The organism is Algoriphagus hitonicola, from assembly GCF_900113375.1.
In the GTDB taxonomy this organism is placed as follows: Bacteria; Bacteroidota; Bacteroidia; order Cytophagales; family Cyclobacteriaceae; genus Algoriphagus; species Algoriphagus hitonicola.
The window spans coordinates 1-1172 of the sequence record NZ_FOPC01000033.1 but is presented as its reverse complement, the minus strand read 5'-3'; the positions used below and the strand labels follow the sequence as shown (position 1 = coordinate 1172).

At 39.9% G+C, this 1172-nt stretch carries 2 protein-coding genes; both read left to right on the top strand.

Going from position 1 to position 1172, the window contains the following annotated elements; translation table 11 throughout:
- The coding region (locus BM043_RS19290; protein ID WP_177188535.1) for a hypothetical protein at positions 1-690 on the top strand (690 nt) is incomplete at its 5' end.
- A 59-nt stretch (positions 691-749) separates the two neighbouring features.
- Positions 750-1172 (top strand): hypothetical protein (locus BM043_RS19285; RefSeq protein WP_143189586.1); only part of this gene is annotated, 423 nt, incomplete at its 3' end.

The following is a 1172-nucleotide window of genomic DNA, read 5'->3' as shown; positions in this document are numbered from 1 at the left end:
AATGTTTGCAAAATCCAATATAATTCTGATTTCAAAGATGAAGACTTAATAATGGGGAGCCAAGAGCGAGAGGTCAAAGATTTGTCTACCTATAAAATCCATAGTCAAATACTTAAAGCTGGGGGTAAGTTTTTGGACTTCTATAGACCCTCATCAAATCTATCTATGCGGGTCATTGTATCCACAAAAGCAAAATCGCTTATAGAATCATTTAGAAAAGATAATATCCGGTATTATCCTTGCCCGGTCATCAGAGGAAAAGAACCAGTGAAAGGATTTTGGATTACAGACAAGGTAATCTTTGACGATGAATGGGTAGATTTTAGGAAATCTGAATTCTTTTTCAGAAAAAGAAAACTCATTAGTGAGGAAAGTCAACCTCGTGCCAGATATGAAGTGACTGAACAAATTATTCAATTTAAAAATCTGAATGATTTCATCAATTTCCGAGAAAAGGAAATGTGGCATATGGATGAACGATCTCCTTATAAAATATTTATAAAAGAGGGATGCCCATACCATATTCTATCCATTCATATTACAGGTCCCAGATATCTAATTGTTTCAGAGGAGCTGAAGAATGAACTCCAAAAGCAAAAAATGGACAAAGGTATTGAATTCAAACCTCTGGAAATCTCCGATGAAGAATGGTACGGTCCCAATGGGCTGAGAAAGCAATTCTATAAATAAATCAGAATTCAGCCCGGCGCAATGCTGGGCTGAATTTTCTTCAAACAAAAAGATCCCTTTTGCAACGAAAGCCATGGCCCAGTCTGGAAGAATGGGTAGAATCTGAGCAAAGTCTCCAGCAAAAAATCACCCAACTCTATGAGTCCGACCTTTCTCCAGAAGAGCAGGCAAGGGAAGCTTTAAGCTATCTGGTAGACCGCTACCAACTGCCCCTCACTCCCCTCGATATAGAAGATCGGGAATGGGAAAATGCCGGGGATTCCTGGTATCAGCCGGTATCGATGTTTGAGTTGATTGCACAATTAAAATTCGTGGAACCGAAAAACAATGATCCCCGCTATTTGGTCCTTCAATCCGCCTATTTGATCAAGCACAAACTAATCATAGACCTTTCTCAAAAGTTGGGGGACTTTCTGGACGCAGACGATCTTCAGGGCTTGGGTTATCGAGGGCAGGATATCTTTGAAGCAGAGTTGATTCCC